The sequence below is a fragment of the Jannaschia sp. W003 genome, from assembly GCF_025144335.1.
Taxonomy (GTDB): Bacteria; Pseudomonadota; Alphaproteobacteria; order Rhodobacterales; family Rhodobacteraceae; genus Jannaschia.
On sequence record NZ_CP083539.1, the window covers coordinates 1,658,078 to 1,670,691 of the forward strand.

Annotated in this window: 9 protein-coding genes; 1 reads left to right on the forward strand and 8 read right to left on the reverse strand. The window is 71.2% G+C overall.

From position 1 onward, the window contains the following. Positions 1–244 precede the first annotated feature (244 nt). Positions 245–2,872: a glycosyltransferase gene (locus K3554_RS08135; protein WP_259939082.1), complete on the reverse strand. Its 2,628-nt coding sequence runs from the start codon at positions 2,870–2,872 to the stop codon at positions 245–247. Positions 2,873–3,378: 506 nt separating this feature from the next. Here K3554_RS08135 and K3554_RS08145 point away from each other — a divergent pair. After that, positions 3,379–4,800 (forward strand): mannose-1-phosphate guanylyltransferase/mannose-6-phosphate isomerase, encoded by a 1,422-nt coding sequence (locus K3554_RS08145; protein WP_259939085.1) that lies wholly within the window; start codon positions 3,379–3,381, stop codon positions 4,798–4,800. A 104-nt stretch (positions 4,801–4,904) separates the two neighbouring features. Here K3554_RS08145 and glgA read toward each other — a convergent pair whose 3' ends face one another. The 7 genes from glgA to K3554_RS08180 form a co-directional block, all read right to left on the reverse strand. Next, the gene (gene glgA / locus K3554_RS08150) at positions 4,905–6,305 is read right to left on the reverse strand and encodes a glycogen synthase GlgA (protein WP_259939087.1); all 1,401 of its coding nucleotides are present in this window, start codon (positions 6,303–6,305) and stop codon (positions 4,905–4,907) included. Positions 6,306–6,309: 4 nt separating this feature from the next. After that, a complete protein-coding gene (gene glgC / locus K3554_RS08155) occupies positions 6,310–7,572 on the reverse strand; it encodes a glucose-1-phosphate adenylyltransferase (protein ID WP_259939089.1) in 1,263 nt (420 codons plus the stop codon). A 957-nt stretch (positions 7,573–8,529) separates the two neighbouring features. Next, positions 8,530–8,769 (reverse strand): hypothetical protein, encoded by a 240-nt coding sequence (locus tag K3554_RS08160; protein WP_259939090.1) that lies wholly within the window; start codon positions 8,767–8,769, stop codon positions 8,530–8,532. A gap of 281 nt (positions 8,770–9,050) precedes the next feature. Beyond that, positions 9,051–9,323: a hypothetical protein gene (locus K3554_RS08165; RefSeq protein WP_259939092.1), complete on the reverse strand. Its 273-nt coding sequence runs from the start codon at positions 9,321–9,323 to the stop codon at positions 9,051–9,053. A gap of 625 nt (positions 9,324–9,948) precedes the next feature. Then, positions 9,949–10,386: a helix-turn-helix domain-containing protein gene (locus K3554_RS08170; RefSeq protein ID WP_259939094.1), complete on the reverse strand. Its 438-nt coding sequence runs from the start codon at positions 10,384–10,386 to the stop codon at positions 9,949–9,951. A 535-nt stretch (positions 10,387–10,921) separates the two neighbouring features. Continuing rightward, positions 10,922–11,131, reverse strand: coding sequence for a MerR family transcriptional regulator (locus K3554_RS08175; RefSeq protein WP_259939095.1), 210 nt, complete (start codon positions 11,129–11,131; stop codon positions 10,922–10,924). 258 nt (positions 11,132–11,389) lie between these two features. Beyond that, positions 11,390–12,571 (reverse strand): site-specific integrase, encoded by a 1,182-nt coding sequence (locus tag K3554_RS08180; protein ID WP_259939096.1) that lies wholly within the window; start codon positions 12,569–12,571, stop codon positions 11,390–11,392. Positions 12,572–12,614 lie beyond the last annotated feature (43 nt).

Consider the following 12,614-nt stretch of genomic DNA (forward strand, 5'->3'; position numbering starts at 1 on the left):
CGTGCAATCAAGGCCGCCCCGCGCGCGTGAGGCAGGCAAAGTCCCGCTGCCTTACCCCGCGCGGGCGCACGCGTGGGACGCGTCGGACCCCGAGTCTTCCGATGTCTTGAGAGGCATCGAAGCCGGCCTCCCGGGCGCGGTCGGCGGAAGAGGCGTTGCGAAGGTCGGCCAGTCGGGGCGTGGCCATGACGCCAGCGGGCGGGACAGGTCAGGGCGCGGAGCTGGTTCCATTCTGGGACGATGGCTAGAAGGTCCGCGCCATCCGCGGCCTCGAAGCGTGGCGGAGCCGGGTGGGTGCGGTGGCCTCGGCCCTGGGATGCGGATCGAAGCAGGCGAGTGTTGAGCGCACCATCTGCGCTACGGAGAAGCGCTCGCGGATGACCTCCGGGGCCTCGCGCGCCACGCGCGCGCGCAGCGCCGGGTCGTCGTGGTAGCCCTGCACCAATGCGGCCAGCTCGTCGGGCGAGCGGCCCTCGGCCACGCGCCCGCTCTCGTCCGTGGCGATCCCCTCGCGCACGCCGCCCGCGTTCGTGACCACCACCGGCACCCCGGAGATCTGCGCTTCAATCACCACGTTGGGCAGGCTCTCGGTGTGCGAGGTCAGGAGAAACGCGTTCATCGCCCCGTAGTAGGCGCGCAGCCCCGAGAACACCGCGCCCGGCATGTGGAGGCGGTAGGCGAAGCCCCCCTCCTCGGCCCGGCGCAGCATCGCTTCCCGAAGGGGGCCATGGCCGACCAGGAGGAAGTGGCAGTCGGGCAGGGCGCTGGCGACGCGGGCGACCGTCTCGATCCAGAGCATCGGATCCTTCACCGGCTCGAAGCGGAACACGCCGCCGACCACGAAGGCGTCTGCGGGAATCCCGAGCGCACGGCGCACCTCCACGGCCCGCTCGGGCGCGGGATCGCCGAGACCGGCCTCGTCGAGACCGTTGCGGATCAGCCGCATGCGCGCCGGATCTAGGCCGATCTGATCGGCCCACTCGTCGCAGGCCATGCGGCTGTTCGAGGCGAAGGTGATCGCCCCGCGCGGTGCCGCCGCGCGGCAGACCCGGGTCACGATCCGCTCGCGCAGGTCGAACAGCTCCGAGCCGTTGGACTGGTGCCGGCGCGTCATGCTGCCGAACCGAATCAGGGTGCGCGGAACGCCGGCGATCACGCTGGCGATCACGGTCTGCGCGACGGGACCGACCCGGTAGCTCAGCATCTCGGGGCGCAGCTGCCGGAATGCCCGCATCAGCGCGGTGGTGCCGCCGAGGTCGAGCAGATCCTCGAGGCGCTGCAACTCCTCGAACGGCGATGATTCAGACAGCGCGTCGCCGTCGCATACGGCATCGACCTCACGCATGTAGTGGACGTCCAGCCTCGATCCGGCTCCGTTCCTCAGCGCATAGGAGGTGTCGCGGCGCGCGGTCACCAGGAGCGCCGTCCGCGCGACGCCGCCCATGCCCCCCGCGAGGGCCTGCGCGAGGTTGACCGTCTGCCGCTCTGCCCCGCCGAGGCCGAGCGAGGAGCAGGTCAGCAGCATCTTGCCCGGCTCGGGGTCGTAGCCGAACCGCGGGTCGCGCCCAAGGTCGAGCATGCGCGCGATGATGCGGCCGTGCAGCGCGTCGTTGTCGGTCTCGTCCCAGTCGCGGGCGAGCGCCTCCGCCGTCGCCACGCGCCCGCGGTCGCGATGCGAGAGGGCCGCGCCCGCGTCCGGATGGGCCGCCAGGAAGGCCGCGGCGGCGATGTAGTCGAGCCGGGCGATCAGACACCGCAGATAGAGCGCACGATCCTCGGCGCTGCCCGTCTCGAGGTCGCCCGCGGCCCGCAGCACCGCCTCCGCCCGGCCGGGCAGATCGCTCGCCAGCAGGAGCCACGCGAAGGCGTGCGCCCCGAGCCGTCCCTCGCCGTGGCGATGCGCGGCGCGGGCGAGGAACCGGTCAAGCACGGCGTTGCGGTTCATGACGCGCAACAGGCGCGCGACGCGCCGCACGTCGGAGAAGTCGGCCTCCGGGTGCCGCATGGCCCGGCGCGCCGTGGCGAAGGCCCCCGCGAGGTTCTTGTCGGTCTGAAGCGCGCGGGCGGCGCCGCGTAGAGCCGCGAGGTTCGCCGGATCGAGGTCCAGCACCATGCGCCAGCACCGGAGCGCGCCCGGAAAGTCCCGCGCCGCCTCGTGGGCCCGGGCGCGGGCGATCCCGACCCGCACGGATCCGCTCCCGCCCGTGTCCAGGGCCTTCAGAAGTGCCAAGGCCTCCGCGCCGCGGTTCCGCCGCAGAAGCACCTCGGCTGCCGCGAGCCGCGCCTCCGGTGCGTCCTCGTGCTGCAGGGCGGCGGCGAAGCCGCGCGAGGCGCCGGCCAGATCGCCTGCCCCGCGCCGCCTCCGGGCGACCCGCAGCCAGAGCGCCGCCCGCGTGGCGGCGGCGCCCTCGAAGCGTGGAAGCAGCGCCTCGGCCTCTTCGGGCCACCCGTCCACCAGCCGCCGCGCGACGTCGAACGCGTCCGGCGCCGCCGCATAGAGGGCGCGCAGCAGCATCTCGCGCCCGAAGCCGGTGATGCCTTGCGCCTCCATGGCCCGCAGATGCGCGCGGGCCAGCTTCACGTCGCCGGCTTCGAGCGACCCTTCGCCCTGCAGCACGCCCGCCAGCCGCGCGAGTTGCCGTTCCGGCTCGCGCATGGGGTGGGCCCCCAAGAGCGCCAGGGCTTCCGCGCTGCGTTGCAGTGCCAGAAGGTTCCGCGCCGACTCCAGCCGCACCGTGGCGTACCCGGACGGCCCCTCCGCGAGCACCTCCAGCGCCGCCTCCCAACGCGCCTGCTTGCGCAGCCCGCGCGCCCGTTCGATCAGCGCGCGGTTCGCGTCGGAGCTTTGCCGGGGCGGTTGGCTGGGTGACACGATACGGTTCCTTCGGAGTCCTGTTTCCGGCGCCGCGGCAGCACTGCGGCCGCACCGCGTTCGCCCCTTCGAGCCTTCGTTTCCCTACCGGTTGCTCAATGGAACCTCAAACACCGATCTCGCCCGTCGGCGGGCCTCCTCTGGGCGGGACGGCCCCGCCTGCGGCAACGGCCGTGCCGGCGGGGGGCGCGCCACAGTCCGCCGCCGAAGACCGACCGCAGGCCGAAGTCCGAGAAACACACCCCCGACACCAGACCCACATACCCCGTCCCGATCATCGCTATCCGCATCGCGCATACCCCCGAGCGCCGCCTGTCGATCCCCAGGCCCGGAGCCTCCTAGCGCGGCCCCCCGGAAGGGGCGAGGCCCGCGCCGCGCGGGCCCGCGGCGGTGATGCGGAACGGCACCGCACGGCCCACGGAGGGGCGCGGTTCCCCGTGCCGGCAGTTGCGCCCGCGCGCCGCGGATGCGAGGCTTCCGCGGCAGCCATCGCGAGTGTGCCGACCTTGTCCCCCATCCATCCCGTTCTCCTATGCGGCGGCTCCGGCACGCGGCTCTGGCCGCTCTCGCGGCGCAGCTACCCCAAGCAGTTCGTGCCCCTCGTGGGCGACACCACGCTGTTCCAGGCCTCCGCGGCCCGCCTCGCGGGGCCGGGCTACGCCGCGCCGGTGGTGATCACGAACTCGGACTTCCGCTTCATCGTCACCGAGCAGCTCGCCGAGGCCGGGATCGACCCCGGCGCCGTGCTGATCGAGCCCGAGGGGCGCAACACCGCGCCCGCGGTGCTGGCCGCCGCGCTGCACGTCGCCGCCGCGGACCCGGACGCGCTGATGCTGGTGGCGCCCTCCGACCACGTGGTGCCCGACGCCGCGGCGTTCCGCGCCGCGGTCGAAGCGGGCGCGCCGGCCGCGCGGGCCGGGCGGATCGTCACCTTCGGCATCCACCCCGACCGCGCCGAGACCGGCTACGGCTACCTCGAGCTCGCGGCCGCGCCGCAGGGCGCCGATCCGGTGCCGCTGGTGCGCTTCGTGGAGAAGCCGAATGCTGCGGCCGCCGAGACGATGCTCGCCTCGGGCGCCTTCCTGTGGAACGCCGGCATCTTCCTGTTCACCGCGCGCACCATGTTGGAGGCCTTCGAGGCCCACGCGCCCGAGCTGCTGGCGCCGGTGCGCGCCGCGGTAGAGGAGGCGCGCGCGGACCTGGGCTTCCTGCGCCTCGCGCCCGGACCCTGGGCCGCGCTGCCCGACATCTCAATCGATTACGCGGTGATGGAGCGGGCCGGAAACCTCTCGGTGGTGCCCTTCGCGGGCGGCTGGTCCGACCTGGGCGGCTGGGACGCGGTCTGGCGCGAGGCGGCGCGCGACGCCGACGGGGTCGCCACCGCCGGTCCGGCCACCGCGATCGAGTGCCGCGACACGCTGCTGCGCTCCGAGGACGAGGGGCTGGAGCTGGTGGGGCTGGGGCTCAGGAACGTGATCGCCGTGGCCCTGCCCGACGCGGTGCTAGTGGCGGACGCGGGCCGCGCCCAGGACGTGAAGCGCGTGGTGGCCGCCCTGAAGGCGAAGGGCGCGGCCCAGGCCGTGACCTTCCCGAAGGACCACCGCCCCTGGGGCTGGTTCGAGTGCCTCGCCACCGCCGACCGCTTCCAGGTTAAGCGCATCGTGGTGCACCCGGGCGCCGCCCTGAGCCTGCAGTCGCACCACCATCGCTCCGAGCACTGGATCGTGGTCGAGGGCACCGCGCAGGTGACCGTGGGCGAGGACGTGCGCCTCGTGACCGAGAACCAGTCCGTCTACATCCCGCTCGGCGCCGTGCACCGCATGGAGAACCCCGGCAAGGTGCCGATGGTGCTGATCGAGGTGCAGACGGGCATCTACCTCGGCGAGGACGACATCGTGCGCTACGAGGACGTCTATGCGCGCAGCTGAGGGGCCGGACCGCGACCCCGCCGCGCCATTCTCGCCGAAGTGTGAGATCCCTGTTCCCTGAGCCATTAAGATTTTTCGAATGTGGGAGCGATCGAAGGCGGAGCTTAACCCGTTAGCGCCTTGTAGAGTGCCGCGTAGTCCCCCGCGGAACGCTCCCAGCCCACGGGATGGCACATGGCGCGGCGCTGCATCCCCTTCCACGTCTCCGCGTCGCCGTGCAGCGCGCAGAGCTGGCGCAGCGCGCGCGCGAGGGCGTCCGCGGTGACGGGGTGCACCTGGATCCCCGTGGCCGCCCTGGCCCACAGCCCCGCGAGCGTGGCCGGGATCACGGTGTCCGCCAGCCCCCCCGTCAGCGCTACGACGGGAATGGTGCCGAAGCGCAGGCCGTAGAGCTGCGTCAGGCCGCAGGGCTCGAAGCGGGACGGCACCAGGATCGCCTCGCCGCCGGTGACGAGGCGCCGGGCCAGTCCCTCGTCGTAGCCGATCCGCACCGCCACGTCCCGGTGCCGCTCGGCGGCCTCGCGGAAGGCGTGCTCCAGCGCCGGGTCGCCGGAGCCGAGCAGGGCCAGCTGGCCGCCGCCCTCCAGGAGGGCGGGCAGGGCCTCGAGCAGGAGGTCGAGACCCTTCTGCGCCGTGAGCCGCGAGACGACCACGCAGAGCGGTCCCGGGGCGTCGGGCAGGCCCATCTCGGCGCGCAGCGCCTCGGTGTGGCGGCGCTTGCCCGAGGGCAGCCTGTAGGGCGGCGCCCATTCCTCGGTGTCGACCCCGTTGAGGATGCCCACGAGGTCGCGGGCGCGGGCGCGCAGGAGGCCGTCGAGACCCATGCCGAACTCGGGCCGCATCAGCTCGGCGGCGTAGGTGGGGCTGACGGTGGTGATGCGGTCCGACCAGACCAGCCCGGCCTTCAGCGCCGAGATCCGGCCCCAGTACTCGAAGCCCTCCGCGGTCATGCCCGAGGCCGGCAGGCGCAGCGAGCCCAGGCGGTCCGCGTCCGCGAGGCCCTGGAAGGCGACGTTGTGGATGGTCAGCACCGTGCCGACCCCGGCCCCGGGGTGCCCCTCGCGCAGGTAGACGGGCGCGAGGCCCGCCTGCCAGTCGTGGCCGTGGAGGATGTCGGGGCGCCAGCCGTCCAGCCCGCGCCCGGCGATCGCGGCGGCGGTCCACGACAGGGCCGCGAAGCGCTCGGGGTTGTCGGGCCAGTCCCGCCCGTCCGGCCCGAGGTAGATCGAGCCTTCACGCGCGAACAGGTGCGGCGCGTCGAGGACCAGGAGGTCGAGCCCCGCGGCCCCGCTCTCGAGCACGCGCGCCGGGCCGCCGAAGAGGTCGCCGTGCCAGGTGGCCCGCCCCTCGCCGGCGGCAGCCGTCACCGCCGGATAGCCGGGCACGAGGGTGCGCATGCGGATGCCCAAGGGGGCGAGCGCGCCGGGCAGCGCGCCCGCCACGTCCGCCAGCCCGCCGGTCTTCACCAGCGGGGCGCACTCGGATGCGACCGAGAGGACCTGCACCGCGCTATCCGGCGGCGCGGCGGTCGAGCATGGGCTGCGTCACCAGGACCACGCCCGCATCCGTCCGGCGGAACCACTTCGCGTCCTCGTCCGGATCCTCGCCGATCACCATGCCCTCGGGGATCTGCACGCCCCGGTCGAGCACTGCGTCGGTGACGCGCGCCGAGCGGCCCACCACCACGTCGGGCAGGGCCACCACGCGGCGCAGCGCGGCGTAGGAGTTGGTGTGCACCCCCGTGAACAGCAGCGACTCGCGCACCTCCGTCCCGGAGATGATGCAGCCGCCCGAGACCATCGAGGAGATGGCGAGGCCGCGCCGCGCCTCCTCGTCGTGGATGAACTTCGCGGGGGGCACGGACTCGGAGTAGGTCCAGATCGGCCAGTTGCGGTCCCACAGGTCGAGGTCGGGCGCGAAGTCGGTCAGGTCGATGTTGGCGCGCCAGTAGGCGTCCACGGTGCCGACGTCGCGCCAGTAGGCGGGGGCGTCCTCGGCGTGGCGCACGCAGCTATCCTCGAAGCGGTGGGCCACGGCCTTGCCGTTCGCCACGATGTCCGGGATCAGGTCGCCGCCGAAGTCGTGCTTGCTGTCCGGGTCCTCGGCGTCGCGGCGCAGCAGGTCGCGCAGGAAGTCCCAGCGGAACACGTAGATGCCCATGGAGGCCAGGGCCACCGAAGGGTCGCCCGGGGTGCCCGGCGGGTCGGCGGGCTTCTCGAGGAACTCGGTGATGCGGTCCTGGTCGTCGATGTGCATGACGCCGAAGGCGGTGGCCTCCATGCGCGGCACCGTGAGGCAGCCCACGGTCACGTCGGCGCCGGTCTCGACGTGCTGCCGGACCATCACCTCGTAGTCCATCTTGTAGATGTGGTCGCCGGCCAGGATCACCACGTGGTCCACGTCGTAGCTGTCGACGATGTCGATGTTCTGGAACACGGCGTCGGCGGTGCCCTTGTACCAGTCGGTCTCGCTGGTGCGCTGCGAGGCGGGCAGCACGTCGAGGTACTCGTTGCGCTCGGCGCGGAAGAAGCTCCAGCCGCGCTGGCAGTGGCGGATGAGGCTGTGCGCCTTGTACTGGGTGGCGATCGCCATCTTGCGGATGCCGGAGTTCAGCGCGTTCGAGAGCGCGAAGTCCACGATCCGGGTCTTGCCGCCGAAGAACACCGCCGGCTTGGCGCGCCGGTCGGTCAGCTCGTGGAGGCGGCTGCCCCGTCCCCCCGCGAGCACGAAGGCCATGGTTCGGTTCGTGAGGCGCTGCGAGGGTCCGGCCATGGACATGCTCCCGTTGGACCGCCGCCGCGGGATGCGGGGCGTGGGGGGAGCGTTGCCGCAAGGGGATGCGGGGTCAAGCGCTGAGGACCCGCATGTCCAGAGGGCGGATGCGAAAAGAGCGGCGCCCCAGTCACCCGGGGCGCCGCCCGCGGGGGCCGCACATGGGTCCCCGACCCCCCCAGGGGTTCCGGGTCAATCGGGGCGTTCCAGCCCCGTCGCCGTGTTTCAGAACAATTCACTCATGGGTGCCGGCGGCGGCAAGAACGGCGCTTCGGGCGGACAGTAATTCGCAGTGAACCGTCGCCGGTATGCCCCAGTCGCGGCCGCCGTAGGTCCGGCCGAAGGTGGTCCTGTCCCGGCCCAACCGCCGTGCCAGTGGATCCTTTGGAAGGCAGACAACGAAGGTAAGAGCAAAGGAGTGTACGGCGAACTACAAAGACGCCCTGCGGGGATTGGAAGCATGACAGCATCGGCCCTTCTGTCCGCCTCACTAAGGGGGGCCTCGAAACCCCGGGACCAGCTCGAGGGCGAACCGATGGTCCCGCGCAGGGGATGGGCTAACGCAAGTTTCGCCTCGCGCGCGCAAGGCCGCGGGGACGCCCTCCGCCGGAGGGTTTTCGGAGCGATACGCGCGCGCGAGGGGCGCCCTTTCCTGAAAGCAGGAAAGGGCGGGCGCGGCGCGGACGGCAACCGTCGCCTCAGCGGCCTGAACCGCGCTACAGCGCCAAGGTGTTGCCATGACGGCCCAACCTTCGGGCGGGGGCTTTCCGATGGATGGAAAGGGCGGCACCAGGACGGGCCAAAGTGATCCACTGAACGCACCGGAAAGGGCACCGCTGGGGGGGCAACCGATTTGCTTGGGATCAATGTGCGAGGCCGCCGCACGCCCTGCTGCCAGTCAAACGGAAACGGGACGAGCGATGGCCCGTCCCGCAAACGGTTCGACTAGCGCGAACCTCAGTCCTTGTACTGGCCCGGCGCGAAGTCCTTGCCGTTCGACCGGCCGTCGCCGTTCTCGTCCGAAGGATCGGTGCGGGCGGTCTGACCCGGAGCGTAGTCCTGCCCGTTGGTCCGCCCATTGCCGTTCACGTCTCCGCCGTTCTGAGCTGCTTGGCCCGGGGGCGTGCCAGCCTTGTGTCCCGCAACTGCCGGTCCGGCGAGGGCGAGCGCGGCGACGAACGTGATGAAGTAACGCATGATGTACCTCCTGATACGATTCGAGACCTATCCCACGCCGACGCAACGCAAAGACAACTTAAGTGAAGTCCGCGTGACCGCCCCCCTAGGGACAGGGACCGTGTATCCAGCATCAGGAAAGGCGGTCGCGCGGCCCCTGCGGCCTCCCTAGTCTCCGAGGTTTGGGACGCGACTTCGCTACCCCGCTCGAAGGGTGCGGCCCCCCCCCGAGGGGGCGCCAGTCCGTGAGGGCGGGGCCGAGGTTTGCTTGTCATGCACGGCGTGGGATCGCCGCCTAACCGTCAGCGGTTGCCGGGCTGATACCAGGCGAACGGACCTAGCCCTTCGTTGCGCATCACCTGCTTGACCGCATCGCGGGCCAGCTCCGCCGTGGGGCTGCGTCCCTTCCGGCTCGACAGGGCAAGGTGCCAGTGCCAATCCCCCTCGCCGGGCCAGCCGAACGGACGGCCGGGCACCTCGCGCGTCACGGCCGCCTCGAAGCCGCCCGGCGATGCGAACAGCACCCATCGTTCGGGGCCGCTGCGCCGCCAACGGTAGGTTTCCAGCGGGGACATGGGGGGCGATCCTAGATCCCCGTGAGAGTAGGGGAAGGCCCGCCGTGTTCCCCGCCCTGCGTCCCCCGACGCCTCGCGCGCCGTGCCCGAGCCGATGCCTTGCGGCACCCCTCCCGGCAGAACACCGCATCTGCCCGGCGGTGCAATGGCACGGGATCGCCGCACCACGGGCAGCACCAGCCGCCCCGCTGGACGTTCCGCAGGATGCGGACGGCGCGCGCTTTGCGGTGGCGGAGGTTCCCGGCCATGAAGGCGCAGAACGTCACCCGCCACGCGGGGGCAGGGCCTTCGCGGACTTGCTCCGCCCAGACGGTGTTCGGGTGCGGCTCGGGCATGGGGTCAACTCGCCGGATGCGGGGGGCTAGTATTGAGGGGGCCACAGACGGGTCAGCCCCCCGGCTCTGTTCACAGTACCCAAAGGGGGCCAACGAAGCCCCGGAGGGGGCCAAGGCGGTTCCCCGCGGACCCGGGGATGGCCGTACGGTCCCCCGATGGCGCCACAACCGGCGCTGCGGCGCGCTGGGCGGTTGCGTCACGATGGGGGCACGGACCGTGCGCACCGTTCCCGCCCCCATGCCCCGATCTCCGCAGGGAGTGGTAACTATCAGTGTTCCGATCCAGAACCCTAGCCCCCGGCGGCTTCGCGCCTGACGGGTTCCAGTTCGGAACCATGCCGGTGCTCACGGTTCTGGAATGGAACCGTCGTGCCCCCCGTCTGGTCCGTTCTGGAACCGTGCTCTGCGTTTTCCGCCCGCCATCCTCGCCATTCGTTCGAGGGCGGTTCGCGCCCCTTCGCCTGCTGCATCGGCTTGAAAGTCAGCCGCCATTCGTGCGCCTTCCGATGGTACCAACTGCCCGGGTTCATCAGCACGATGAATCCCCTGCACTCCAAGTCTTTGAACGCCCGCTGCACCGTCGCCTTGCCCATGCCCAGCGCCTTCGCCGCTTCCATATGCGAGAGGAACAGGCGCCCGTTGTTCGAGCCATTGAACCGGGTGTGCAACTCCAGCAGGACACGCACCGCCGCGCCCGAGAGGCTGCGCCAAGCATCGGATTTCAGCATTCCGTACGGGAGATAGGCAAACTGCCCATCCCCCTTCTTCGAGTCCCTGCGCCTGCTACTCATGGGCGCCGCCGGAGCTACAGCACTGCCGGGCTTCCACCCCCGCCCGCACGTCGGAGGCGGAAGGTGGGAAACGCAACGCCAGCACATCGCACGGCTCGCGCAGGCGATAGTGCCCGATGCGGTCCGGTCCCCGGTGTTCCGTGAGGATGGGCCAGCCGTACTCGGAGCGGAGGCGGTGAACGATGGCCCCGAGGCGCCAGCCCCTCACCTCCCCGATCTCGTCCAAGGTGCTGATGGTGCGGCCACGCGCGAGAGCGTGACACGTCCAGGCGATCTGCGTTGGGTTGGAGAACCACAGGTCAGACATGGCGCCACCCCGCTCTGGCGTGGGAGCGCTGCGTCCCAGTGATGGGACGGGTACTGATTGGGGTTGCCGGGATGGCCCCGCGTCTGGCATCGAAGGCACCTACCACAGTGGCATTCGATGCTGCGCGGAAGGTCCCGACACCCTGCACGGTGTTGGGACTTTCCATCATGCGGCGTCCCCGCTGGGATCGACGCGCTGGGCGGAGAGGTAGGCGTTCAGGTCCGTGCCGTGGTAGCCGATGCGGCGCCCGATGCGGATGAAGGCCGGGCCGCGGCTGCGGTGCCGCCACTGGGCGAGCTTTTCCACGCTGCCGAGAACGCGCAGTTCGGGGTCCTCGGGGAAGAACACCTTATCGGCGTCGAAGATGTCTGCCATCTGCATTCCCTTTCATGGGGTTGGTTGCAATGGCTGTGAGTCTGGTTCGTCGCCCTTACGCGCACAACCTCGGGTGCCGCCCCACCCCGGTTGCCTGTGGCAAAACTATCAACGGCCCTTCCGGATTGCCGAAAGGCGGAAGAAAACCATTGCCTTCGGGGGACTAAGGCACGTGGACCGAAGTCGGGAAGCGGCTAACGAGAACGAATCGGTTACGGTTTCGGTCTGTGTTGCACCTCGCGTAACCACGCCCAGCGCTTACTGCGCGATAGCGATTCCCCAGCGTTCCATCAGCTCCCGCCGCCGCTCCAGTAGATCGGACCGCGCATAGGCCCGTTGCACCTCGGACCCGACCTGATGGGCTAGTGCCGCCTCCGCTACCTCGTGCGGCGCGCCCGCTTCCTCCGCCGCCCAGTCGCGGAACGTGCTTCGGAACCCGTGCACCGTGTACTGGCCCCGCCCCATGCGCCGCAGCAGCATCAGCATCGCCATGTTGGACAGGGGACGGTGCCGCCGCTGCCCCTCGAAAACGTAGTCGAACCCCAGCGCCCGCAGCGGCTCCAGCAGGCGGATCATCTCGTCCGTGAGGGGCACCCGATGCTGCACCCCGCCCTTCATGCGCTCCGCCGGGACGGTCCACAGGCGCGCCTCTGCGTCCACCTCCGCCCAGCGCATCCCCAGCACCTCGGACGTGCGGCAGGCCGTCAGGATCGTGAATTGAAGCGCCTTCGCCGCGGTCGCGCTGCGCGTTTCCAGCTCCGCGTAGAAGGCGGGCACGTCGCGCCACGGCATCGCATCGTGATGCTCGGGCCGTGCTTTCACCTTCGGCAGAACCTCCGCCTCGCGTACGCCCGTCACCGGGTTCTCGCCGTCGCGGAAGCCCGCAGACTTCGCCACGTCCAGAACCGTCTTGATGCGCTGGGCGAGCCGCTTGGCGGTCTCGTGCTTCGCCGTCCAGACCGGCGACAGGCACATCAGCACCTCGGGCTGCCCGATGGCGTCCACCGGCATCCTACCGATCTTCGGAAAGGCGTAGTCCCGCAGCGTGTTGATCCACTGCGCCCCGTGCTTCGGGTTCTTCCACGTCGGCAGGCGGTCCAGATGAACCTGTCGGCTCAGTTCCTCGAACGTTGGCACCTCGCGCTTGGCATGGAACCGGGGGTGCAGCCCCGACTTCGCCATGCGCCGGTACTCCAGCGCCCGTTCCCGCGCCTGGTTGAGGTTTACCACGTCGGCGCCGCCCAGCCCGAAATCGGTGCGGAGGGGCGCGCCCCTGGTGTTCCGCTGGCCCTTCACGGTCACTCGCACGATCCAGCGCCGCGCGCCCGAAGGGTCCACAACAAGATAGAGGCCCGCGCCGTCCCCGTGCCGCCCCGGCCCGAGGTTCTCGACCAGTCGTTTCGTCAGCTTCCCGCCCAGCGCCGCCATCGCCTGTACCACATTCCATACCACACAAGGAAAGCATACGGACGGAAGCGAACGA

Coding starts and splice junctions, on each gene's coding strand:
- K3554_RS08175 (WP_259939095.1), bottom strand. CDS start 11,131: ATGGCAGACATCTTCGACGCCGATAAGGTGTTCTTCCCCGAGGACCCC.
- glgC (WP_259939089.1), bottom strand. CDS start 7,572: ATGGCCGGACCCTCGCAGCGCCTCACGAACCGAACCATGGCCTTCGTG.
- K3554_RS08170 (WP_259939094.1), bottom strand. CDS start 10,386: ATGCTGAAATCCGATGCTTGGCGCAGCCTCTCGGGCGCGGCGGTGCGT.
- K3554_RS08160 (WP_259939090.1), bottom strand. CDS start 8,769: ATGCGTTACTTCATCACGTTCGTCGCCGCGCTCGCCCTCGCCGGACCG.
- K3554_RS08165 (WP_259939092.1), bottom strand. CDS start 9,323: ATGTCCCCGCTGGAAACCTACCGTTGGCGGCGCAGCGGCCCCGAACGA.